At 62.6% G+C, this 21,709-nt stretch carries 23 protein-coding genes; 11 read left to right on the top strand and 12 right to left on the bottom strand.

Annotation, left to right across the window (positions count from 1 at the left end; genetic code table 11):
• Positions 1-121 precede the first annotated feature (121 nt).
• The 4 genes from FB464_RS19305 to FB464_RS20530 all read left to right on the top strand — a co-directional run bounded on the left by FB464_RS19305 (position 122) and on the right by FB464_RS20530 (position 1,937).
• Positions 122-421, top strand: coding sequence for a TFIIB-type zinc ribbon-containing protein (locus tag FB464_RS19305; RefSeq protein ID WP_116416827.1), 300 nt, complete (start codon positions 122-124; stop codon positions 419-421).
• A gap of 175 nt (positions 422-596) precedes the next feature.
• Entirely contained in the window at positions 597-824 is a 228-nt protein-coding gene (locus FB464_RS19300; protein WP_142206781.1) for a hypothetical protein, read from the top strand.
• A 54-nt stretch (positions 825-878) separates the two neighbouring features.
• On the top strand, positions 879-1,391 hold the full coding sequence (locus FB464_RS20535) for a calcium:cation antiporter (protein WP_342780880.1): 513 nt from the start codon (positions 879-881) through the stop codon (positions 1,389-1,391).
• Between the two features lie 111 nt (positions 1,392-1,502).
• Positions 1,503-1,937 (top strand): calcium:cation antiporter, encoded by a 435-nt coding sequence (locus tag FB464_RS20530; RefSeq protein WP_342780879.1) that lies wholly within the window; start codon positions 1,503-1,505, stop codon positions 1,935-1,937.
• Between the two features lie 98 nt (positions 1,938-2,035).
• Here FB464_RS20530 and FB464_RS19290 read toward each other — a convergent pair whose 3' ends face one another.
• The 3 genes from FB464_RS19290 to FB464_RS19280 all read right to left on the bottom strand — a co-directional run bounded on the left by FB464_RS19290 (position 2,036) and on the right by FB464_RS19280 (position 4,846).
• Positions 2,036-2,494 carry a DUF3093 domain-containing protein gene (locus tag FB464_RS19290; RefSeq protein WP_116416825.1) on the bottom strand — a complete coding sequence of 153 codons (459 nt, stop codon included), beginning with the start codon at positions 2,492-2,494 and terminating at the stop codon, positions 2,036-2,038.
• On the bottom strand, positions 2,491-4,029 hold the full coding sequence (gene resB, locus FB464_RS19285; RefSeq protein WP_170152050.1) for a cytochrome c biogenesis protein ResB: 1,539 nt from the start codon (positions 4,027-4,029) through the stop codon (positions 2,491-2,493). Before resB ends, FB464_RS19290 begins: the two co-directional genes overlap by 4 nt.
• 427 nt (positions 4,030-4,456) lie before the next feature.
• Entirely contained in the window at positions 4,457-4,846 is a 390-nt protein-coding gene (locus tag FB464_RS19280) for a hypothetical protein (protein WP_142206780.1), read from the bottom strand.
• A gap of 229 nt (positions 4,847-5,075) precedes the next feature.
• Between FB464_RS19280 and FB464_RS19275 the strand changes: the two genes are divergently transcribed.
• Complete coding sequence (locus FB464_RS19275; RefSeq protein ID WP_116416822.1) at positions 5,076-5,939, top strand: DNA/RNA non-specific endonuclease; 864 nt, start codon at positions 5,076-5,078, stop codon at positions 5,937-5,939.
• Between the two features lie 32 nt (positions 5,940-5,971).
• On the opposite strand, the gene FB464_RS19270 is transcribed toward FB464_RS19275, so the two are convergent.
• The 6 genes from FB464_RS19270 to FB464_RS19245 form a co-directional block, all read right to left on the bottom strand.
• Complete coding sequence (locus tag FB464_RS19270; protein WP_116416821.1) at positions 5,972-6,172, bottom strand: hypothetical protein; 201 nt, start codon at positions 6,170-6,172, stop codon at positions 5,972-5,974.
• A gap of 78 nt (positions 6,173-6,250) precedes the next feature.
• Complete coding sequence (locus FB464_RS19265) at positions 6,251-6,958, bottom strand: single-stranded DNA-binding protein (protein WP_116416820.1); 708 nt, start codon at positions 6,956-6,958, stop codon at positions 6,251-6,253.
• Entirely contained in the window at positions 6,955-7,194 is a 240-nt protein-coding gene (gene nrdH / locus FB464_RS19260) for a glutaredoxin-like protein NrdH (protein WP_116416819.1), read from the bottom strand. The genes FB464_RS19265 and nrdH overlap by 4 nt, the downstream gene beginning before the upstream one ends.
• A 218-nt stretch (positions 7,195-7,412) precedes the next feature.
• Positions 7,413-7,838, bottom strand: coding sequence for a hypothetical protein (locus FB464_RS20050; RefSeq protein WP_211327508.1), 426 nt, complete (start codon positions 7,836-7,838; stop codon positions 7,413-7,415).
• Positions 7,825-8,496: a ParA family protein gene (locus tag FB464_RS19250; protein ID WP_116416818.1), complete on the bottom strand. Its 672-nt coding sequence runs from the start codon at positions 8,494-8,496 to the stop codon at positions 7,825-7,827. Before FB464_RS19250 ends, FB464_RS20050 begins: the two co-directional genes overlap by 14 nt.
• A gap of 823 nt (positions 8,497-9,319) precedes the next feature.
• Positions 9,320-11,326 carry a hypothetical protein gene (locus tag FB464_RS19245; protein ID WP_142206779.1) on the bottom strand — a complete coding sequence of 669 codons (2,007 nt, stop codon included), beginning with the start codon at positions 11,324-11,326 and terminating at the stop codon, positions 9,320-9,322.
• Positions 11,327-12,344: 1,018 nt separating this feature from the next.
• Here FB464_RS19245 and FB464_RS19240 point away from each other — a divergent pair.
• Positions 12,345-13,472, top strand: a complete 1,128-nt coding sequence (locus FB464_RS19240; protein ID WP_116416815.1) for an alpha/beta hydrolase family protein — start codon at positions 12,345-12,347, stop codon at positions 13,470-13,472.
• Here FB464_RS19240 and FB464_RS19235 read toward each other — a convergent pair.
• The 3 genes from FB464_RS19235 to FB464_RS19225 all read right to left on the bottom strand — a co-directional run bounded on the left by FB464_RS19235 (position 13,438) and on the right by FB464_RS19225 (position 15,418).
• Positions 13,438-14,370 carry a hypothetical protein gene (locus FB464_RS19235; protein ID WP_116416814.1) on the bottom strand — a complete coding sequence of 311 codons (933 nt, stop codon included), beginning with the start codon at positions 14,368-14,370 and terminating at the stop codon, positions 13,438-13,440. The two genes, FB464_RS19240 and FB464_RS19235, sit on opposite strands and share 35 nt — an antisense overlap.
• Positions 14,367-14,894, bottom strand: a complete 528-nt coding sequence (locus FB464_RS19230) for a hypothetical protein (protein WP_142206778.1) — start codon at positions 14,892-14,894, stop codon at positions 14,367-14,369. Before FB464_RS19230 ends, FB464_RS19235 begins: the two co-directional genes overlap by 4 nt.
• A gap of 80 nt (positions 14,895-14,974) precedes the next feature.
• A complete protein-coding gene (locus FB464_RS19225; protein ID WP_116416812.1) occupies positions 14,975-15,418 on the bottom strand; it encodes a hypothetical protein in 444 nt (147 codons plus the stop codon).
• Positions 15,419-16,260: 842 nt separating this feature from the next.
• Here FB464_RS19225 and FB464_RS19220 point away from each other — a divergent pair.
• From FB464_RS19220 to FB464_RS19200, 5 genes are all read left to right on the top strand, one after another.
• Positions 16,261-17,367 (top strand): hypothetical protein, encoded by a 1,107-nt coding sequence (locus tag FB464_RS19220; RefSeq protein ID WP_116416810.1) that lies wholly within the window; start codon positions 16,261-16,263, stop codon positions 17,365-17,367.
• An 80-nt stretch (positions 17,368-17,447) separates the two neighbouring features.
• Positions 17,448-17,762: a hypothetical protein gene (locus tag FB464_RS19215; RefSeq protein WP_116416809.1), complete on the top strand. Its 315-nt coding sequence runs from the start codon at positions 17,448-17,450 to the stop codon at positions 17,760-17,762.
• Between the two features lie 37 nt (positions 17,763-17,799).
• Positions 17,800-18,525: a DUF8175 domain-containg protein gene (locus tag FB464_RS19210; RefSeq protein ID WP_116416808.1), complete on the top strand. Its 726-nt coding sequence runs from the start codon at positions 17,800-17,802 to the stop codon at positions 18,523-18,525.
• 1 nt (position 18,526) lies between these two features.
• On the top strand, positions 18,527-20,107 hold the full coding sequence (locus tag FB464_RS19205) for a hypothetical protein (RefSeq protein WP_116416807.1): 1,581 nt from the start codon (positions 18,527-18,529) through the stop codon (positions 20,105-20,107).
• 3 nt (positions 20,108-20,110) lie between these two features.
• Positions 20,111-21,628, top strand: coding sequence for an SCO6880 family protein (locus FB464_RS19200; protein WP_211327507.1), 1,518 nt, complete (start codon positions 20,111-20,113; stop codon positions 21,626-21,628).
• Positions 21,629-21,709: the final 81 nt, after the last annotated feature.

The following is a 21,709-nucleotide window of genomic DNA, read 5'->3' as shown; positions in this document are numbered from 1 at the left end:
CCACCGCCCGGTGGAATATCGGCTGGCGCTCACAGACTCTCCTCTGCATTGGCGGCTAGGGTGCACATATGAACAGTCGTGCAGACAAATTTCTGCACTCTGAACGAAAAGGGGTCGGACGATGCTTTGTCCTGTTGATGGCAGCCAGTTGGTGATGAGTGAACGCTCGGGAGTGGAGATTGACTACTGCCCGTCATGCCGGGGCGTGTGGCTTGATCGCGGTGAGCTCGACAAGATCATCGAGCGTTCCTACAGCCAACCGCCCTCGCAACCCGGAAACGGTGCGAATCGGAATTCTCACGAGGGCCGGGATCGTTCAGGACACGATTCGGGGCGGGACGGACACTCCGCGGGCCGGGACGGACACTCCTCGGGCCGGCCGAGGAAGAAGGAGAGTTGGTTGGGAGATCTTTTTGGATAGCGCGGGTCCGGCGTCCCTAGCAGCTCGATCGTCGATACGGATGAGATCGGGTGCCGTCCTGCTGTTACTCGTCCCGGTTGTCGTGCTCCTGGCCGGCTGCAGCCAGGTCACATCCGCAGTCTCAGACGGTGCAGGCCAGGTCGCCACGAGCGCAGCGGCAGCAGCTGGAGGACAGTTGACGGCGCAAATCTGCGCGCCCGTCGAGGACGGCACCATCACGGCTGACGACCTGAAACTTCTGGAAACCCTGATCGTCGCCGCCGGATCAGGCAATATCGCCCCAACGGTGCGAGTACCACTGCAGCAGGTGGTCGAGGGCGGCGCAACAGTCACTGCCGATGCGTCTGCATCGCTGCGTGCCGCATGCGAAACCTTCTCCGTCGCCCGGACCGAGATTGAGTAACGAAATGGTGAAGTGGTGAACTTGGCGACCGGGAGGACGTTGGCGCCTGTTCTGGTGCCCATTGTCGCGGTGCTGGGGTTGCTGGTGTTATGGGGCCGCGAACTCGACGGCGTGATGGTGGCCGTTGTCGGTGTTCTGCTGGCGGGAACAGTGCTGGTCGCTGTCCACCACGCTGAGGTCATTGCGGCGAAGGTCGGGGAACCGTTCGGGTCGATCGTGCTTGCCGTATCAGTGACAGTGATCGAGGTCGCACTGATCATCACGTTGGTTTCGGCCGGTGGCCCTGAGGCTCAGACGCTTGCCCGGGACACCGTTTTCGCGGCCGTCATGATCACAATGAACGGCATCGTCGGCATCGCCCTTCTCGTTGGGACGTTCCGTCACGGTACGGTCCGGTTCAACGCCGAGGGTTCCGGTTCGGCATTGGCGACGGTTGCGGCCCTCGCGACCCTCGGGTTGGTCCTTCCTACCTTCACCTCAGCCAGCGGCCCCGTCTTCACACCCAGCCAGCTCGCGTTCGTCGCGGTCGCCGCGCTAGTGCTTTACGGCATGTTCATCGCCAATTAGACGGGAGCGCACAAAGACCTGTTCGCCCCCGTCACAGCGTCCCCCTCTCAGACCGTGCCAGCCGAACACTCTGAAGGGAAGTCGCCCTCCGCACGACAGACGCTGGTCAGTGTGGGTCTGCTTCTGCTGGCGTTGGTTGGCGTCGTGGGTCTGGCGAAGCTGGAGTCCCCCTCGATTGAAGCGGGTGTGGCTGCCGCCGGGTTCCCGCCAGCGTTCGTCGGGGTGGTGATCGCGTTGCTGATCTTGCTCCCCGAGGCGATCGCCGCCGTCCGTGCGGCACGGCGGAATGAGATGCAGACCAGCTTCAACCTTGCCCTCGGCTCGGCGATGGCAAGCATCGGGCTGACGATCCCGGCCATAGCTGTCGTGTCGTTGCTGTTCGGTGGGCCGCTGTCCTTGGGGCTCGGCTCAACCCAAATCGTCCTTTTTGTCCTGATGATCGTGGTGAGTATCTTGACACTGGTCCCGGGAAAAGCGACCCGACTGCAAGGCGGCGTTCATCTGGTGATCTTCTCCACCTTTATTTTCCTCTCCATAGCCCCCTGACCGGCTCCATGCGGTGATCAGGAGTGCCGCGACCGGATACACATGTCTGGACCGTGAGCTGGGGCCGGGGTGCCGCCGCCGGGCAGCCACGGCACCGGTCATCTGTCCGCTGGCGCGCCGGTTTTGGCTTCCGCGAGGGCGGCCTCGAGCCGGTCGGGATGTCGTGACGAGAGAAGCCAGTACGGGACAGGGTCCGCCGGGTCGGTGACTGTAACTTTCACCACCGGGGAGATCCATCCTCTGATCACCAGCCAGGCTCGCGCGTCGAGGTGGACCCCCCGCTCGAGCACGGCTTCGCCCGCCAGGAACGATCGCGTTTCGCCGGTGAATTCGACCGGGATGGCCGCCTGCCCGGCCCGGAGCGTCTCGTGGGTGACGCTGATGATCGGTGACGTCAGGGAGAGGAACAGGACAATTCCGACATAGAGGACTCCTGCGGTGATGTATCCGGCGAGGGGGTTGATGGGCAGGAAGACTAGGATGCTGGCTGGGATGACGAGTGCGGTGATGACGAATATCCAGGGTGTCGGCCACATTCGTTCGTAGTAGAGCGTCATTTTGTGCTTTCGGTTAGGTCAGGTTCGCCGGTTGGGCCGGTTCGTGACGCGGATGAGTAGTGTTCCCGGTGTTCTTTCTGTAGCGCAGCGACCGCGTCGTGGAGGTGCGGGTCGTCGCCGCGGACCAGTCCCGCGTATTCGATCGTTCGGGTTCCGTCTTTGTGGGTGAGGATCTTCACCCACAGGCGTCGGCGGGGGATGAAGAGAGAGGTGAGCAGTCCGACCGTTGCCAGCACCGCGAAGACGAGGACCGCATCTTGGGCTGGGTCGGAGGACATGTCAAACGAGGCGAACCGGCGGACGCCGTCCAAGCTGATCGTGCCCATCTGGTTGGGTAGGTCGGCGGACTCTCCGATTTTCAGTTGGATCGACTCCGCACCGGACGCCCCGCCCGTGAGCTGGGTCAGGTTACTGGTGTCGAGGGAGTAGGCGGAGATCGGGCTGCCGTTGTTCACCCCGAGATCTCCCTCGAAAACGTTCAGTGTCATGACCGGGTAGATGAGGTCAGGGAACGATGAATACTTCGCCCCTGTATCACTCGTCGCCTCGGTGGGGTAGAAGAAACCGATCAGCCCGAGCTGGCTGGGTAGGCCGTCCAGAATTTTCACTACACCGAGGGAGGTGAGGTTACTGTCCTGAGGTAGGAACGCGACAGGTTCTGAGAAGATCACCGCGCCAGTGTTGTCGCGGACGGTGATCTCCGGTGCGTACCCGTTACCCAGCAGGAACACATCGTTCGCGCCCTGCTCCAACGGCCGGTTCACCTTGATCACATCCGAGGACGTAGATCCGGTATCCGGGTCGTTGACTGTCACAGCAGCCTGATACTCCAGCGGTTGGCCTAGCGCCCCCTCGTTCCGTGTTTCGTAGTCCACCGTGAACTCATCAAGGGTCAGGGTGTATGGGTCGAGGGTCGCCGGGTCGAACCAGCGCCCAGGCGTGAACGAGTCGTACGACGCCTGCGCGTTCGCGAACCCGGTCCCCTCGATCACGACCCGCTGACCGGCGTAACCGAACAGCCCACCGACCGCGACCGCAGCGAGAAGACCGACCAGGGAGACATGAAACACAAGATTCCCGGTTTCTCGGAGATATCCCCGTTCCGCGGACACGGACCTTTCCTGGGCGGATTGGAAAGTCGCTACTCGGTACCCGCGCCGGCGGAGGACAGCCTTCGCGCTGACATGTAGCTGCTCATCCGAGACAGCGTCCGGGGCGGCGACGGTATCAAATGCTGGCAACCGGCCTAAGCGGGACGGTGTCCGTGGCGGTTGAGCGCGAATCGCGCGGTAGTGGTGTGTGGCGCGCGGGATCACACACCCGATGAGAGAGACGAACAGCAGAATGTAGATCCCCGAGAACCAAAAAGACGAGTACGCGTCAAACGCCTGCACAGTATCCAGAAGGGGTGCGATCTGCGGGTTGTCGGCGAAGTACTGGATGACGCCGTTAGGGTCCGCCGTCCGCTGCGGAACAAGAGAACCAGGGATCGAAGCCAACGCGAGAAGCAGAAGAAGAAAGAGCGCGGTTCGCATGCTCGTAAGTTGCCGCCACGCCCACCGAAACCAACTCGAAGGCCCCGTCCACCCAGGCCCCGCAACGATCAGATCGGAATCGACGTGGTCCTGGGGGCGGCGGGGACTGGTGTCTGACCGAACAGATGTCATCTCAAACCCCTGCCCTCACCCGTTCTCAGCGCGCGTCGACGAGCAAGGCCCAGGTCAGGCCAAAAGTGGTCGGTGGGCGCAGCTTTGGGCAGGCTCTGAGGGTTGTCTGGGGGGAGCCGCTCTGTCTCGCAACGGGCGAAGAGCGCGCTGAGGGAGTGCCCCGTTGTAGGACGATGATTAAATGCGCGGCGACAAGTGCCGTTTGTTTTGAGAGCCCTGGCGGGCATAGTTATGCTGCTTTCCAATACGTCGAGGAGCCCCGCTCACGTGGGCGGGAATGACGGGAAAGCGGATCTTATCTGCGGAGCACCCCGGTCATGGCGGGCGTATTGACGGGATATTCAACACCGTCCTGAAGGACCAAAGTGTCGGTTCGCGGTTCCCTCAGTAAGCGAAAAGTCCTCGCCGCGGCCGCTGCGAGCGACGCGAAAAGCACAACGACCGCCATGCAGAACATCTCGACACTCAAACACTCAAGGAGACCATCGGCCACCCCCGTCACCAGATCCTGAGCGCTGGCCTGTGAGCCGGCGGCCTGATCGACGTGACCGATGTCGACGCTCACCGAGGAAGCGACTGGCTCAGCGGCGCTGGTGTGCAGAACGACAAGAGCGATCGCAGCGAAGACGACAAAGAAACTCGCGAGCAGTACTCGAAGGGGGCGACGGGAAGTCCGCTGCTTCACGTACACGCCCCTCCCTCATCTCATTGCGTCCGTAGTTGGACCCTCATCCTCTCAGATCCTCCTTGGAGCCGTGCCAACTCAGGACCTGGACCGGAATTGTCCGCGGGGAATTGTGCCTGACGAGACGGATACACGTGAATCGAAAACGTTCATCTCGCCACCCCACACAATCCCGCGTGTTCACCACAACAGTCGTCCGAGAGCCCGTGGTCGGTGATTTACTGAGCGCATGGTCACCACGCCCGCCGGCTACTCCCCCACATTCCTTCCCATCCCTCTGCCGTTCCCGACCTTGCCCGCAGGCCGAGACGTGCGGGTGCTGCCCTATGTTCACTTCACCGTTCTGCAGGACCCAGTAAGGCGCCTGCCGGCGGCGACCGGGGTGAACATCGACGGGAAGCAGCTGCTCGATATCGAGCGGGGTGATGACTGGCACCTCGACCCCCGCATCCCGGCGTCTGAACAGACAGGGCCCGCGGTGTACGCGAACAACGACCTCGACCGCGGCCACCAGGTCCGCCGCCGTGACCCGGTCTGGGGAGACACCGCCACCGCGACGGCGGCGAACCTGTCGACGTTCGCGTACACGAACTGCGCCCCGCAGGCCGGCGAGTTCAACCAGTCCAAGGAGCTCTGGGCGGGCCTTGAGGACTACGTCCTCGACTACGCCCGCGTGTACGAACAGAAGATCAGCGTGTTCACCGGACCCGTCCTTGACCCAGGCGACCCGGTCTACCGGGGCACCGGGATCCCCCGACAGTTCTGGAAGATCGCCGCCTGGACTATCGCAGCCGATGACGGCCAGTTCGAGTTGCAGGCGACCGGGTACGTCCTCGACCAGACACCAGAACTCACGAGCACCGATCTGACCGAGAAGGCGATAGCTGCGGGGAACCCGCCGCCTCTTGGCCCGTACAAGACCTACCAGGTCTCCATCCGCGACATAGCCGCACTCACCACCCTGAACCTCGACCAGCTCGCCGCAGCAGACCAACTCGTCCCCGTCCCCGCAGCGCGCGCTGAGGAACCTCGGGCGGGGTGGGTGCCGCTTGTGTCACGCACCGATATTCGCCTCGACCACGCAGCCGACTGAACACGGAACGTGGTGCTGCCCGGGTGTGAGGGTCAGGCCTCGAGCTGCTGCTCGATCTCAGCCATCAAGGCCCGGGCGGTGGCGGCGTCCCGCTTGAAGCCGGTCTCGGTGTAGCTGCCGGGTTCGCGGTCGTGCTCGTCGTCGGCCTGGTGCTCGAGCGTGGTCGCGTAATCCGCCAACGCGTTCACTAACACCGCGTAGCGGGCATCCTGCTCTGACGTCAGGTCGAGCACAACAACACTATTCCTACCTGCATCCTCCCAGTCATCGAAGGCAGCGGCCAGACCCGGCACACACCAGCCCCTCCCCCACTACCGGTCGCCGCCGTCTCGGGTGACTTTTCGGACGTCGGCTGTGGCGCGGCTGAGGTCCACACCGACATGATCAGCCTCGACCACACGCCCGTAACTCTTCGCACCTTCTGGTCCCCAGCTGGCGGTGTGCTCACGTCCGACGACGATGACCGCGTCACCCTTCCGCAGGGTCGCTGCCGTGTTCTCTCCGAGCTCGAACTTCGCCTCAACGAAATGGGTTGTCGCATCCGGGTGCGGCAGGTACTTCCCACCCCGCCACCCCCCGGTGTCCTCGATCACCCGAAGCTTCGTGATCTTCACCCGGCCGGCCTGCACGACCTCCGGGTCGACCGCGAGATTACCGATGATCGTTCTACTACTCACAGGGCGCCTCCTGGCTGTCCGAGTCGTTCTCGCCGGCGGGTCTTCGCCGGCAGTGGGTGTGGGTGCCTGATCGCTCTCGGCGGCAGGGGTGTCGTTGGTGAGGCCCCAGGAGGCCAGGGCGGCCGCCCGGGTGACCTCGATGGGTGGTTCGGCGAGTTGGCGGCGCTGCTCGAGCTCCGCGCGGGTGACAGTGTCGGCGGGTATGCGGCGTTCGTCGCCGTACGCCTTCCGGTAGTACCGGTCAGCGAGGTCCTCGAGCGTGTCGATCTCGGCCTGCCGGTCCGTGTACCCGGCAATAAACCCCGCCCGGTAGTCGTCACTTCCGGTGTCTGGGGTGTTCATGGGGTGTGGGCCACAATCTTGTCGGGCCGGAACCCTGCCCAATGGTCATTGTCATCGACCACCACCACCGGCGCCTGGCTGTAACCCAGCTCCTGGGTGATGTACTCCAACGCCGCAGCACTCTCAGTCACGTCAATCACCCGGTACCGAATGCCCCGGCTGTCCAACGCCCGATACGTCGCCCGGCACGCAGGACAATCCGGCTTGCTATAGACCACCACCGTTGCCTCGCCCATGGTTCTCGCTCCTTCCACCACCAATATTTTGTGCCTGTCTGGCAGAAGGTAACGTTTGCGAACGGGAGCGCCGGAAGTGCCAGGACGTGGAATACCGGACGAGCACCGCGAGGGAGGATATGCCGCGAACGCCTTGCACGGAAGGCGCGAGAGTGAGCTACGGTCATCGGCCAGACAGGTAACGGCCCTGCAAGTTGCATCACCCAGCCCAGAGCATACTAACTTACAGACTTACGAAGTTCCTCCTCGTTGGAGCCCTGGAGCTTGTCTGCACGCTCCAGTAGTAAATCGATGGCGACACGAATGAGGGTGTTTTCCGTGATCCGTTCGCCTCCCTCGTTCTTAGCCCGACTCAGAGCTCGGGAGTATTCTGTGAGTCTCGCGTACTGGTCGGAGCGCAGGCGCGTCTCTTTACGTTCGAGTCGCATGTAGAGCGGACCGGTCGGCTGCTTGGGATCTTTGCTTCGGGCACTGGCAGCACCCTCGGAAAGTTGAGGGTCTGAGTTACTGCGAGCAGACTTCTTCTTCACCGATTTGGGGCCAGCCTGCTCTGTCGGCGGCTCCTCCCCCTGCACACCACTGTCGATGATCGAATCGTCTTCCCCGAGCCGACCTAGCATTGCGGACAAATCAGCTCTTGCCATTAGCAGGCCCTTCTTTCGGGACTTCGTTAGACCAAATTGCCATGAGCTCCATAGCAACATGGGTGTAATCAAAAATTGCGTTAGCGTTCTGGCGGGTGTCCGCGTACTGGGTCACGACGCGGCCCTCCAAGGGAGCGTCTGCATGAGCCGCATAAAGCCGAACGTACTGCCGGAATCGCGGCAGTTTCAGACCTTCGTCTATGAGGTGCTCCCAATCGTCTAGCTGACCGGCGCGGCGACGGTCGATCTTGCTGAGAAGGACCCGAAAGGGAAGATTGCGTGGAGCAATATGCTGCTTGATCGTCCTGACCATTGCAGGAGTGTTAAGTGGCTCAGGATTTAGGGGCAAGATGACGAAGTCCGAAGCGTCAAGGACGGCGGCCAGAACTCGCGTGTCTTCCAAACTACCGGGGGTGTCGACAAAGATGGTGTCGTACGGAAGCTCGCGAAGCCTTGCTAGATTTCCTGGATCTACGTCCGCCGCAAAATCAAACGGGAGGTTATCTCCTGCATTCTCAGCCCACCATGTCGTCGACTTCTGAGGGTCAACGTCGACTACAAGGACCCGGGAGTGCTTTGACATCACGGCGGCCAGATTCATTGTGGTCGTGGTCTTTCCGACCCCACCCTTCTGACCGACAAGGCAGACAATACGCATGAGACCATTCAACTCGGCACGCCTTCAATTCGTGTGCGATAAGACGGCGTGTCGAAGTCTGTAACTCACTGAGTCACGAACTTAGTAACTTACAGGCTTACGGAGTTACGCAGTTACTGACTCCCAGAGTTACGAACTCCCGGACTCTGGGACTCCCGGACTCCCGGACTCCCGGACTCCCGGACTCCCGGACTCCCAGAGTTACGGAGTTACGGAGTTACGGAGTTACGGAGTTACGGAGTTACGGAGTTACGGAGTTACGGAGTTACGGAGTTACGGAGTTACGGAGTTACGACTACAGACCGATAGCACACGAGCCTGCCGACCTGCGGATTCAGGATCCGAGGGTCACTACTGACAGAGTCACGAGTTGCTGCATCGGGACCGATAGAAGTACTGGCGAGCTATTTGGTCGAACCCCAAATGACGAGGCATCAGATTCGAAAGGCCACGCAGGGGAGACGCACAACAGGGCTTAGACCTTCCCTGCGGAGTAACAAAGGCCCGGACGGATCACTAACTGCGGCACTAGCAGATAGCAAGCCCCTGTGACCAACTACTTGAGTGGATCCTCAACTCTGTAACTTACCGAGTTCGGAAGTTGCTAAGCAAGAACTTCAAACCATGCCTAGAACAGAGAACAGGCAACTCGCTGCAAAATGAGCACCAATGGAAACGCGCCCAAATGCCTCCTGACTGTTAGTCACTCAATCCCGAAGCAACATAGCAATCAACCATCGCACTCTCAATTCAGGGCCCGCTCGGACGGCCCGTAGCGATCCGCAAAACACCTCGCCTCACGAAAACACCTCCAATCCTCGCCTCACGCGGCGCTTGAGTACCAGAGCGATCCTGGTTCCAACATCCCGTTGCTAGCCCAGTAGCGTGCCTCCCTGTGATCGCCTCGACCGTCCGCAGCTCGTGGGTAGCGGGGCCATTGACGTTCGCCCGGAAGGTCGTCGACAAACTGAAGGGTGCGGCTCGACACATGGGGTCTTCTGGTTCGGCGCGTCGGCGCGGAGTTCATCTGGTTCACTTCGGCCAACCACCATGCCCATACCTCGCGTTCATTCCGGTAGCGGTTCGCCCGATCACGGAGAAGGCCCGTGACACCGATCAGCCGGGCTGCGTGGTCTCTGAGGTCTCTCTTTGACCTTGCCCAGCCGTCAGGATGTCGGATGATCAGCTTGTAGTGGCGTAGCCGGCTCAAAACGGTGATGGTATGTCTAGTCGAGACACCGAGCAAGCGTGCAGCGGAGTCGACAGTCAGCGCGGGAGAGTGGCGCAGCAATGCGTAGACCTTCCCTGCGAGGTGGCCGAGGCCGGCGCGCGTGAACAAGTCGTGTCGTTGGTCGGTAAGCAACTGCTCGAGCGTTGCTACCTGATCGGCTCTGGTATTGAAAAGTTCGGTAGGGGGGCGGGGGTTATGTAGTGGTTGTGACCGGACGGTTCCTGATGCTGTGGAAAACTCCGGGGTTAGCCGCCATTCGGCGGCGTTGCCGCCATCGCTGGTACTGATCCGGGCCAGCAGGTCCTGCCCTGCAAGGGCGGTGAGGGCGGTGGCTGCGGTTGTCCGGCCGAGCCCTGTCATCAGGGCGAGGTCGCGGATGGAGGCGGCGACGACGCGTTTCCCGGTCTGCAGGGACAGGTACGCAACAGCGGCGAGGATCGAGCGCTGCGACTGCGCCGCTTCCGACGTGTCCCATCGGCCGGGGGCGGCCTGAAAGGAGCTCAGGACGGCGTCCACGGCCCGGACGATGCCCTCCAGCTCGGTGAGGTCGGCGGGGGTTCGGCCGGCCTGGGGGAGAGGGCGCTGGATCGCGGCGTACTGCTGCGCCTTCTCCCACTGCCGACCCAACCGCTCCGCAGCCTCCGCCACGCTTCGGGTACGGCGGCCACCACGGCCGGTGTTCTTGCTCCGATAATGCTCCATCCCTGGCGCGGTCTTCGCGGCGTGCTGCACATCGGCGTACTGCCAACTTGCGTGCGCGGCCGCGAGGAGGCACATGAACCCCGTCCACGACGGATTGCTGCCGCCTCCGATCGTGGCCATATGCGCAGTCCCGGAGGCGCCCAGCGGCCGGTGCGCGCTGTGCCGGGCATCGACCGGGCCAGAGGGCACCGACTCGGCCGACCGAACCGCCGGCTTCCGTACGTCCAGCACCCGCGCAAGATCCGCCACCATGCCTGCAGTTGTGGACGGAGCAAGGAGAACATCGATCCGGCCGCGGAGCACGCTCGAGGCGGAACCGTCCCGGTGCGGAGAAAGCGGGGGACGTGCGGCACCGGTCCGGGCGTTGTGCAACATCCCATGGTCCAAGGTCCGATAGTTCGCCCGCGCCGCACGGCCGAGGACCGCGACCTCGTCAGCGGAAATGCCGGCGGTCAGGGCGACCCAGATGTGCCGGCCGCCCGTCCCGGAGGACTGGCACACCACATGCTCGATCGACAACTCAGCCAACACGCCAGAAAGCGCGTCGCACTCATCGTGCGCGAGCTCCATCAAATCCGGATCAACACCGTGCTTGTCCTTGCCATCGAAGTCAAAACACAACAACCAGAACAGCCCGGCATCATCAGCGAGATTCAGACACCACGGCGTCAACGGCGCAACCGGCCCCACCAAATGCGTGCTCGGGTAACTGTTCTCATCCAGACGCCCGTACGCATCACGCTTCATCACACGCACCGCGCCTCGCGGACTCAACCGCCGCGTCACCTCCCAAGCGCGCCACGTCTCATCCGCGTCTTCAGCGGTCGCTGGGGTCGACGACACGCCGACACGGCGCTCGGGCAATGCGCCCGCGGCCTGGGGTAATCTTTTGGGCATAGAGAAGCCTCCCGTAAGGGCAGGTGGATTGAATTAGCTCGAACCCCCCGCCTGCAAGCAAGACGGTTCGAACTACATGACTTGGGAATAGCCCGCCGGTGGTACGGCGGGCTATTTTCGTTAACCGGTCGCCGTAAGGAGCTCCCGTCGGGGATAGGTGCGCGAGGGAACGAGAGCAGATTTGCTCATCGTGAGCTTGTGGGCCGGCGCGAAGGCGAAGCGACGTTGCTCAGCCTGACGATCTGGCGCCCGTGCGGGGTCGTACGACACGCCCGCAAAGAAGCTGGTGTACTTTTCAGTCGATGTTGCTATAGTGACGGACATAGAGAAGCCTCCCTTTTGGGCTGGTGATCTGGATTAGCTCTAACCTGTTGGCCGGCAAGCGAAGAGGGTTTGAGCTACGAAACTTTGAGTGGCCCGTCGTTGACGCGACGGGCCCTTCGTTTTTAAGCGACCTGGTCGATGGGCAGCTCCTCCAGTTGCGGACGGATCTCAAAGATGGGAAGACGTCCGCTTTCGGCGAGATCTCTCTTGAGAAGACTTTCGAGGTAGAACGCAAGCGAGACGCCGCTGGCAGCGGCAGCGGCGGAGACTTCGTCCCGAATGTCGGGCGAAACGCGGGCTTGCAATAGCACTGTAGGAACGTTGTCTGGACGTCGAACTCTGCCTCGGTTTGCGCTCATACCCGCAATGCTCCCGTTAATGTATGCATACACGGCGAAGGGCGGGCGGCGTGTCTCATCCGAAGTGCGTCCAAGCGTCTCGCAACTCAAATCAGGGCGAAGTGGACGCGGTTCAGCCATGCCGTTGATTCGGTTTGCATAGGCACCCGTTCCCATGACTTCGGAGCAATAGCCTTGAGTCAGCTGGGGAGACTTACCACGAGCAGAATGCCTGCTTGTGTAACTAGTTGGCAACTTCGCACTGACCACCGTCTAACCATATACGAAATGACCCGGGCAATATAGAATTTGCCTAGCCTCTCACGAGGTCGCGATGAGTGGATAGTCTCGTAAGTATGGGGTTCATCAAGTTGTTGTTCGGCCCGGTCATGCTGGCGGTATTGGCTTGGGTTGGACTACGCGTTTCTGCAGGAATGGTGGTCCTGCCCTGGAAACCAAAAACAGTGGGATGCCTGAGTCGTAACGGAGATTTCGCTACATTCGAGCAAACACCTGCCACAACTGCTCCGGGCCTATATGCGTGCTGGACAAACAAGCGAAGAAACCACGCGGTGATTGGTGAGGTGGTCCGCTTGGATCCCCGAGCCCGCACGGTCACGCGCCGAATCCTTTCTGAGAAGGGGGGCCGCTTGGAAATGGGCTCTGCTGAGTGGATCGGAATAGTTTGGACCTCGCCAGAGGATGTTGATCTTCCGTGGTCACCGGTAATCATCGAATCGTCAGCTGGTAACTGTCCGGCTTGGTTGTTTCCTGGTTCCACCCAAAGCGAACACTGGGTCATCCATGTGCACGGATTGCGAGTTGTGCGGGATTCGCCGCTACGGGGAGTTGTCGCTGCTTCTGCCGCCGGGGTGACTTCCTTGGTTGTGTCATATCGGGGCGACGGGGTGGGGCCCGCTGTGCCGAAAAATGCAAGCATGCTTGGGCAGACTGAGTGGCCGGATGTGGATGCTGCAGTTGAGTTTGCGCTCGAACATGGGGCGGAACGTGTAACACTGATGGGCTGGTCGAAAGGAGGCGGTATTGCCTTAAGGGTGGCCGATCAATCCCTGAATCGCGGTCGGATCTCGGATCTTGTACTGGTCGGTCCCGTGACCGATTGGGCGGAGGTCATTACCTTCGGAGCGAAGATCGCACGAATACCACGGTGGGTCTCTGCCGCGGTCATCTCGGCGCTGGGTTGGCGCCCTTTCGCACGATCTATTGGCTTACCCGCAGCAATCGACTTCGACGCCCTGAATTGGACATCACGCCGAAAGCTGTCGGTGCCGGCGTTGATTATTCACTCCTCCGATGATGACGAGGTTCCAATCGAGCTCAGTCGTCGAATGCGGGATGTGAATCCAGATCTCGTGACCTTGGTCGAGTTCACGGGCGCTCTCCACACGATGGAGTGGAACGTCGACCGTCCCCGGTTTGAGAAGCTAGTTACCGAACGCCTGCTGTTAGATCCGCGGCGCTGAGATCTTGGAAGCGCGACTCGAGTCGAGCCACCGCGCGCTCCTGCCGGTAATTGAGCGGGATCTGTGTGTGAATCTCGTGATTGCGAATCTGGATTGACAGAGCGTAGGCGAGCTCGTCAGGCTTCTTGCTCCGGAACGCCCGAAGGGCAGACGGGATGGAACGTTTGAGCAGAAACGCGACCTGTGCGGACCTGATCTTCCACAGGATGCGGTCGAGGACAGCTCTTTCACGAACCATTGCCGTTGTCCATGCGATCGCGACGATCGACACTCCAACGTAGAAGAGGGGGTAGAAGGCGTCTGCGAGCAGCTGAGCTCCGCCCCAGTACGGTGACAGGTGGGCCGTTACGACGTAGGCGATCTCCACGGCGCATGCGGCCGGAATAGGGATGAGTCCGATCAGAAAGACGGTCTGAATCTTGTCGGCGGGACGCCGGAGAAGGTGGATGAGATCAAGAACGATCACCGCCACTGCGAGCATGTAGACGGTGTTGTACAGAACGTTGCCGAGTTGGTCGACATGGTCGGCCATGAACGTGTTTGAGGTCGGTCCGCGGTCGTGTATGAACAGGAATGGGACGGCCATCGCGATCACTATGAAGAGGAGCGTCCACCGCGAGCGGAGCTTTGGCTTCTGGTAGAACGTGCTCACCGCGTCTCGGAAGAACCAGAAAGCGGTCACGGTCAGGAAGCTCTGCGCAAGATTGATGAGGTTGGTACCGCCTAGTACCTCGTCTACGAGGGGGAGTGGGAAGACGGCGCCGATGGAGATGATGGCTAGGCAGCCAAAAAAGGTAGCGAGCCAGGCGGGGCGGGCGGAGGGTCGTTTGAGCGAAGAGAGGCGCGTGAGAAGCAGGACGAGGAGGATCGCGAAAGCGATGACCGCGAACTGTTTCAAGCGAAGACCTCGCCCATGCGCGAGAGGGGCCGTTCGCGGATTCGGGCTGCGAGGGCGTATGCGAAGTTCTCAACCATCTCTTCAGCTGCTTCGAAGTCTCGCGCTGCCGGCGTCAGTCTGGTGCGGTCGATTTCGTGGAGGTCGAAGTTGCGTGGGGCAATGGTCTCGGTTGGATTCAGTTTGCGCGCGTAGGCCGTGATGACGCCCTCGATGGGGATCGAGAGAGCGCTCATTTCTGCTTTGGAAATGTGTCGGCATTCTGTCTGCAGAAGGACGTGACCAAGCTCGTGGTAGATGCAGTGCAGTTGGTACACCAGGGAGCGGTGGGGTGCGTAGAAGAGCGATATGTGGCGCTCGTGGAACGCCATCGCTGCGGTGAGCGCTGAGCCGGTCCACTCGTGCATCGGCCGCTCCAAGCGCAGCGGCATGCCGACGACTGCCTGGACTTTCCGAAGGACTGTCTCGAGGTCGTCGCCGGGTGCGGCGCCGACCTGGTCGAGCACTTTTTCAACATGCTTGTCCATGGTTTTCCTCTCACCTCTCCGCAACTGTGCGGGAGGGCTGCAAATGGGTCGAGCGTCAGAACTCCAGCGTCTCGCGTTGGCTAATCCATCGGGTCGAGGGTTTTGCGCGACTCGCTAGGATCGGCGCTTTCCTCAATAGCTCGGACGAGTGATTCCGCAAGCTCCGGGTCGAGCTGCCCGAGCGCTCGTGTCGCGACTTTCGCGACATTTGCGCGGCGCAGCCGGATGACGTGATCGATGCGCCGTTGCAGCTCGTCACCGGGCGGGGATGAGAGGTCCAATAGGAATTCCGAATCAGCCCCGAAGAACTTCGCGATTGCTTCCAGCAATGCCGGATCTTTCACCGCGAACCCTGAACCAGTCTTGATGTAGGACCATCGTTGCCGGCTGATGGAGACGCCGACCTCATCGAGAGCAGTTTGGACCGTAGCGAATTTGAGGGATGACTCTGTCTCGAATTCGTAGACAACCACGAGGGCGTTGACGCGCTTCGCAAGCTCTTTCCGGTACTCGAAGCTGTCCATTCGACTAAGTTACCGATTTTCCAGGCTGCAGAGGGTGACGTTCCACCCCAGGATGCGTCGGCCGAAGGCACCTATTCCGCGGCCACCATCCCTGTGCAGCGCCGACTTGCGCCGTTTCGTGGGGATCCGGCCGCTATTTCGATGGCCTATGTCGTCTAGAGACTGTGCGTGGACATTCACAAATTGCCACCTATAATCAAACTGGATGTGTAGGGCAATTCTTTATTGCCTAGGTCAAAAAGGGATAGACAGGCTCATATTGGTTTTTGCCCATCTGAGCTCAAGTTGTTCGCCGTACGTAGAAGGGACCGACAAATGCTTCGAAATCGGGTTGGTCGGTTGGTTGCTGTGGGCGTTCTTGCGTCCCTACTGTTGGGATGCACTTCCCAAGCGGGGGAGCGGACGGCGAACACCCCCGGGATTGCGTCGGAGGCACAGGGACAGCCGCACTCGGCACCCGCGTCCGTCTCGCCATCAGCGTCTGTCCCGCACGACGCGGACCAGCCGCCGACGTCTCCTGAGGTCGGGGCTGAAGCAATCTCGATCGCATCTGCCGTCGTAACGGCGTTCTGCCGCCCAGCCCTCGATCGCGAGACGTGGATCAATAACCTCTACCCGTTCCTCAGTCAGACGGCTGCGGTGGCTTACGGAACCGTTGACCCGGCAAGGGTGCCCTGCAGGGCCGTGACCGGAGACGCGCGGGTACGTGACGGTGACGGCGCATTCACCATTCGGGTTATCGTCCCGACGGACAGTGGTGACTACTCCGTGTACGTCAACCGCCCAGAGGTGACCGACCCGTGGCTGGTAGAGCAGGTCATTCCGTTAGCTGGTGACTGATAGTGGCCGCCGGTAAGGGGGGCATCGGGATTCTCGCCGTCGTCCTCGTCCCAGTCCTAGTCGTCATGCTGTCGATGTGGGTGCTCTTCTTCGGTGGCGATTCCGCGTCTGCCTGCACGGTCGGTTCGGGCACTCAGATCAACGTTGACGGGATCGCGGCCGACGCTGCGGTTGGTGCGTACACGCATGACCAGCTCGTGAATGCTGCACTGATCGCGAACGCGGCCGTCACTCTGGGCCTGCCGGCGGCCGCGCAAACCATCGGTGTCCAGGCGGCGATAGGGGAGTCAACCCTCCGGAACCTCGACTACGGCGACGGGGCGATCAACCCTGACGGGTCGGTCGCTGACTCGATCGGCCTGTTCCAGCAGCAGAGCTTCTGGGGGAGTGTCGCAGAGCGGATGGACCCGACCAGCTCGGCGTCCCTCTTCTTTGCCCGCCTCCCCGGTGTCGCCGGGTGGGAGAGCATGGACCCGTCTTTGACGATCAACGCTGTGCAGGGCAACGCAGACCCGAACTACTACACACAGTTCCGCGCCGACGCGGTAGCAATTATGACCTTCCTGACCGGCGGTAGTCCGGCCGGTGCCGGGGGAGGGGGCTGCGCTGTCTCCGGTGACGCGAAAGCCCTCGCCGTGAACCTAGTTGCGGCGATGGGCGCAGGGAAGCTCGTTCTCGCAGAAGACCGGTACGCCGCCGAGATACGCGGGGTCGCTGACGGGTCCGCCTCGAGCATCTGCGGTATCGACGTGCGCATCCTGCAGGTCATCACCATCGCGCTGAACAATTTCGGTCAGGTCGGCGTCTCGGACCTTAACCGGCAATGCACCGGCTCCATCGAAGGCGCAGGCACCGAGTCCGCGCACTGGATCAACGGCGGCGGGCACGCCGTGGACTTCTACTCCCTAAACGGCCACGGCCTCACCGGGTGCGACACGGACTCCATGAAACTGCTCTCGATCCTCGACCCGCTCGTGCCTGCCGGATCTCGTGCGGGGCAGGCGCAATGCCGGACGGCGACGTACAGCCACATCACCCAATTCCAAGACACCACCAACCATCTGCACTTCGACGTCGGCTTCACCGACGGCCCCGTCGCCAACCCATAACACCCAAGCCTCGGGGCCCTACATTCTTCACCCCGCGACCGCGGTGGTGGACAACCAAAAATACAGAAACGGAACTACTCATGTCTCTTCTGGTAGCTGCAGGCGACATCATCACCACCGCGGGCGCCCTGGTCACCGTCCACGGCGCAGTACCCGACCCCGGCGCCGGCACCATGCCCCCCGGGTTCGAGGCGTTCACCACGATCATGGGCTGGGCCAAATGGCTCGGCCTCGGCGTCGCCGTCGTCGGCCTCATCATCCTCGGCGTCACCATGACCGTCTCCGCCAGACGTGGTGAAGGCGGAGAAATCGGAGGCTGGCTCGGCCGACTCCTCGTCGGCGTGATCATCATCTCCGCCGCGTTCACCATCGTCGGCTTCCTCATGGGCGCCTAACCGCACACCCCACCCCCACACACAGGAAAGGCACGTCATGAGCGACGCAGAACCGCGAAACCCATTCACCCGCAAAGGATTCATCTTCGGCGCGATCACGGTCGGCGCCCTCGCGGGCGCGGCTGTTCTGCTCGCATTCACCTCCCAGGGTGGAGGCGGCGACCAAAACAACCCGGTCGCCGCCTCCACACCGGGCGTCACCGCCACCGCGACGATCGACCCGGCCGCGGCAAGCGTGTGCGGGCTGGCCGGCTACGAGACGGCGCCGACCCTGACCTCCGCACCGACAACAAAGTGGAGCATCATCGGGACGGTCGCTGCACCGAACGCACCAGACGCCGGTCCGGGTGTGACAGGCGCTGACGGTGTCCGGTCTTGCTACTCGCACACCTCGGAAGGTGCGCTGTTCGCTATTGCAAACTGGTGGGCGCTCGGCACCGACGCCCGGATCGCGAAAGCCGCGATTGAGCAGCTCGCAGAACCCGGCCCCGGCCGGGACGCAGCTCTTGCGAAGACGTCGACATCAGCGACCAGGGGACTGAGCGCGCAGATCGCTGGCTTCAAAGTCCTCTCCTACGACGGGTCGGCAGTCACTGTCGATCTCGCGTGGCGGACAAACACCGGTCAGCTGGTCTCAGTCCCCGCGGCCGCCGTATGGCTGGACGGCGACTGGAAAATCTCATCTGCCGACGACGGCACTTCACCTTTCCCTCCTTCCGCGCTGCAGAGCCTCGGCGGATACACACCGTGGGCGGGCATCTGACATGGCATGCGATTTCGGCGACATCCTCTGCGGAGTCGGAGAAGGAGTCGGAGATGTCATCTCCAAAGCCTCCAACGACGCACTGCAACAGTTCGTGAACAACATCTTCGAAGGGTTCGGGAAAGCTCTCGCGTCTCTTGGCACCCTGTGGGTGCGGGTCCCGTCCCCGGTGACGGTCGTTGACGGCGGCGGAAGCTCAGACGGCGGCGGGGTCCCTGCCGGGTCGGCGGCGTTCGAACAGATCCTCGGCTACGTCACTTGGGTGGGGGCGGGTATCGCGGTTGTGTCGCTGATCGCGGCAGGCGTGATGATGGCAAGCCGCCGCCGGCACGGGGATGGCGAAGCCCACCTCGGCAGGCTCGGGATCATCCTGATAGCCGTCGTGCTGCTCTCCTCCGCCTCCGCCCTGGTCGCCGGGTTCCTGCCCCAAGCCATGCGCGGCAGCAACGCCTCCTCGATCGTCGGCTGGGTGCAACAACACCTGGAGTGGTACACCGCGGGCCTTGCGATTCTGTCGATCCTGATTGCTGCCGCACGGATGGCGTGGACGCAACGCGCCACCCCGCTGAAGGAACTCATGGGCGGGATCTTCACCCTGATCGCCGTCGCGGGTGCTGGGCTGGTCGTGATCCGGTTGGCAACGGTCGCAGGGGATGAGTTCTCCGTTTCGATCCTCAACAGCGCAACGAACTGTGATGTGACGAACGGGGAATCGAACTGCTTCGGCACCAACGTCGCCGCCATGATCGGCCTGACGACCCTTTCACCTATCGGCCTGATCGGCCTGTTCCTGATGGGGCTTCTCGCTGTGCTGATGACGTACATCCAGATCGCTCTGATGGTGTTCCGCGGTGCGATGCTCGTCCTCCTCGCAGGGATCTTCCCGATCGCGGCGTCGTTCACGAACACCGAAATCGGCCGGCAATGGTTCAAGAAGGTGCTGGCGTGGACGATCGCGTTCATCCTCTACAAACCCGCCGCCGCGATCGTCTACGCGACCGCGTTCCGGATGACCGGCACGGACCTGTTCAAATCCGACGGGACGGGTCTGTTCCAGATCGTCACCGGGCTCGCGCTCATGCTCATCGCCCTCATCGCTCTACCGGCGCTGATGCGGTTCATGATCCCCGCCGTCTCCTCCGTTGGCAGTGGCGGGGGAGGGGGAGCCGGGCTGCTACTCGGTGCGGCAGCGATCGGTGGGGCCGGTGAGCTGGCCACCGGTGCTATCCGCGCAAGCAACAGCGGCGGTAGCAGCAGTGGCGGTGCCGGCAATACGGATGGCCCTTCGGGTAGCGGTGCGTCCGCCGCCGGTGCGAAGGGTGGCTTCTCGCCGGCCACCGGGTCGGGTGGCGCTGCGGCTGGTGGCGGTTCGGTCGCGAGCGGCGCTGCAAGTAGCGGCTCAGCCGCTGGCGGCGGAGCCGCGGCCGGGGGCGCGGCTGCCGGTGGCGCTGCGGCGGCGGCTGGGCCGGTAGGTATCGGCGTCGCGGCTGCTGGAAAAGTCGCGGACGGCGCGAAAGCGGCAGCGGGCGCTGTGAAAGCGGCGACCGCTGACGCGACAGGCAGTAACGAGAACGGGAGCTAACCCATGACCACAACAACAGCCACCCCGCCGGTCACCGCACCACGCACCTACGGCAACTGGCGGAAACCCCAAACCGCAGGATTGGGCGGGCTGGGCCAGTTGGCCACGATCGTCATGTTCGTAGGCATAGTCGCCGCGATCGTCGCGTCCATGTTCGCAGGGCTCGGCCCGGCGCTCATGGTCGCAGGCATCTTCGGCGCGGTGCTGCTCACCGTTTCAGTGAAAGACAAACACGGGCAATCAGCCCTGGGAAGGACGGTCGTCCGGGTGAATTGGCTACGCACCAAATTCAAAGGAGCAAACGTCTACCGATCCGGCCCCGTCGGCCGGGCGAAGTGGGGCACGTTCCAACTCCCTGGCCTTGCCGCCGCATCGCAGCTCACCGAGTGGGACGACTCACACGGCCGCCGGTTCGCGCTGATCAGCACCCCCGCGACCCGGCACTTCACGATCGTTCTCGCAACCGAGCCGGACGGTGCCGCTTTGGTGGATCAGGAGCAGGTCAACAACCAGGTCGCGGAATACGGCATTTGGCTCTCGAACCTCGGCGACGAACCCGGGATCGAGGCGGCATCGGTCACGATCGAGACCGCACCCGACACCGGAACCCGGCTCCGCGGAGAAGTGGAAGGGTCCATGGACCCTGACGCACCCGAGTTCGCCCGGGCGATGCTTACGGAAGTGATGCAGTCCTACCCGGTCGGGTCCGCCACGATCCGCGCCTACATCGCACTTACGTTCTCGGCAACGTCACGGATCGGTGGGAAAAGGCGAAACGCCGCAGAAGTAGCGACCGATCTCGCCGCCCGCATCCCCGGGCTCACGTCCAGTCTTGCGTCCACCGGTGCCGGTGCTGCCCGGCCGCTCGGGGCGCAGGAGCTCTGCGAAGTCATCCGGGTGGCATACGACCCGGCCGCGGCGTTGCTGATCGATCAGGCGAAAGCGGCGGGAGATACCGCGGACCTGACGTGGACGGATGTCGGGCCCGCCTCGGCAGAGGCGCACTGGGACTCGTACCGGCATGACGGGGCGGTGTCGACGTCGTGGACGATGACGAGCCCGCCTCGAGGTGTCGTGCAGTCCGGGATCCTCGCCCGCCTCCTGGCGCCGCACCGTGACATTGCGCGCAAACGCGTGACACTGCTGTACCGACCTATCGACCCGGCCCGCGCTGCAGCCTTGGTAGAGGCGGATCTGAATGCGGCGCAGTTCAACAGCACCGCCTCAACCAAACCCACCGCACGCTCGACACTCTCTACCCGCTCCGCTCAGGCGACGGCTTCGGAGGAGGCGTCTGGGGCGGGGCTGATGAACTTCGGCCTCATCGTCACCGCAACCACGACCGACCAGGCGCACGAGGCGGACGCACGCGCGGCGATTGACTCCCTGACCGCGGCGGCAAGGCTTCGGATGCGGCCAGCATTCGGGTCGCAAGACTCCGCGTTCGCGGCCGCACTCCCACTTGGGCTGATCCTGCCGCGGCATCTGCGGATCCCGAACGAAGTCAGGGAAGCGCTCTGACCGGCGCCCCTTATCCTCCGGCACCGTCGCTCACGAGCCCGGTGCCGGTGGGCGGTCAACCACATCTTCACCGGACAACGC

It is taken from the genome of Subtercola boreus, from assembly GCF_006716115.1.
Classification (GTDB): Bacteria; Actinomycetota; Actinomycetes; order Actinomycetales; family Microbacteriaceae; genus Subtercola; species Subtercola boreus.
Note: the sequence above shows the minus strand (reverse complement) of the source record. Positions and strands in the feature narration are given on the sequence as shown.

Coding starts and splice junctions, on each gene's coding strand:
- FB464_RS19305 (WP_116416827.1), top strand. CDS start 122: ATGCTTTGTCCTGTTGATGGCAGCCAGTTGGTGATGAGTGAACGCTCG.
- FB464_RS19290 (WP_116416825.1), bottom strand. CDS start 2,494: ATGACGCTCTACTACGAACGAATGTGGCCGACACCCTGGATATTCGTC.
- resB (WP_170152050.1), bottom strand. CDS start 4,029: ATGCGAACCGCGCTCTTTCTTCTTCTGCTTCTCGCGTTGGCTTCGATC.
- FB464_RS19275 (WP_116416822.1), top strand. CDS start 5,076: ATGGTCACCACGCCCGCCGGCTACTCCCCCACATTCCTTCCCATCCCT.
- FB464_RS19265 (WP_116416820.1), bottom strand. CDS start 6,958: ATGAACACCCCAGACACCGGAAGTGACGACTACCGGGCGGGGTTTATT.
- nrdH (WP_116416819.1), bottom strand. CDS start 7,194: ATGGGCGAGGCAACGGTGGTGGTCTATAGCAAGCCGGATTGTCCTGCG.
- FB464_RS20050 (WP_211327508.1), bottom strand. CDS start 7,838: ATGGCAAGAGCTGATTTGTCCGCAATGCTAGGTCGGCTCGGGGAAGAC.
- FB464_RS19250 (WP_116416818.1), bottom strand. CDS start 8,496: ATGCGTATTGTCTGCCTTGTCGGTCAGAAGGGTGGGGTCGGAAAGACC.
- FB464_RS19245 (WP_142206779.1), bottom strand. CDS start 11,326: ATGCCCAAAAGATTACCCCAGGCCGCGGGCGCATTGCCCGAGCGCCGT.
- FB464_RS19240 (WP_116416815.1), top strand. CDS start 12,345: ATGGGGTTCATCAAGTTGTTGTTCGGCCCGGTCATGCTGGCGGTATTG.
- FB464_RS19230 (WP_142206778.1), bottom strand. CDS start 14,894: ATGGACAAGCATGTTGAAAAAGTGCTCGACCAGGTCGGCGCCGCACCC.
- FB464_RS19225 (WP_116416812.1), bottom strand. CDS start 15,418: ATGGACAGCTTCGAGTACCGGAAAGAGCTTGCGAAGCGCGTCAACGCC.
- FB464_RS19215 (WP_116416809.1), top strand. CDS start 17,448: ATGTCTCTTCTGGTAGCTGCAGGCGACATCATCACCACCGCGGGCGCC.
- FB464_RS19210 (WP_116416808.1), top strand. CDS start 17,800: ATGAGCGACGCAGAACCGCGAAACCCATTCACCCGCAAAGGATTCATC.
- FB464_RS19205 (WP_116416807.1), top strand. CDS start 18,527: ATGGCATGCGATTTCGGCGACATCCTCTGCGGAGTCGGAGAAGGAGTC.
- FB464_RS19200 (WP_211327507.1), top strand. CDS start 20,111: ATGACCACAACAACAGCCACCCCGCCGGTCACCGCACCACGCACCTAC.